Below are 276 nucleotides of genomic sequence, written 5' to 3' on the forward strand. Positions count from 1 at the left end.
AGATGTGTATAAGAGACAGTGGCTGGACGTCGCCGCAGATGTACGGGCCGGGCACCTGAAAGTATTGATGCCAGATTTGATCGGCGAGCGAGCGCCGCTGAACCTGTTATGCGCGCACCGGGCGCAGCTCAGCAAGCCGGTCATTCTGTTGCTGGAAATGCTCAGGTCACGTTGTAAGCAACAGGCTGTAGGTCCGTCGCCCGTTGGTTTGTTTTAATAGCCACGTCCGGGTAGGAAATAACCTTCGGAAGTGTCGGAAAATATAATATTTGAAAG

The 276-nt window shown here is 52.9% G+C and carries 1 pseudogene; it reads left to right on the forward strand.

Annotated elements, in window-relative coordinates:
* Positions 1-217: pseudogene (locus ALO43_RS08135) on the forward strand (LysR family transcriptional regulator); the annotation flags it as partial.
* Positions 218-276: the final 59 nt, after the last annotated feature.

This window comes from Pseudomonas tremae (assembly GCF_001401155.1).
GTDB lineage: Bacteria > Pseudomonadota > Gammaproteobacteria > Pseudomonadales > Pseudomonadaceae > Aquipseudomonas > Aquipseudomonas tremae.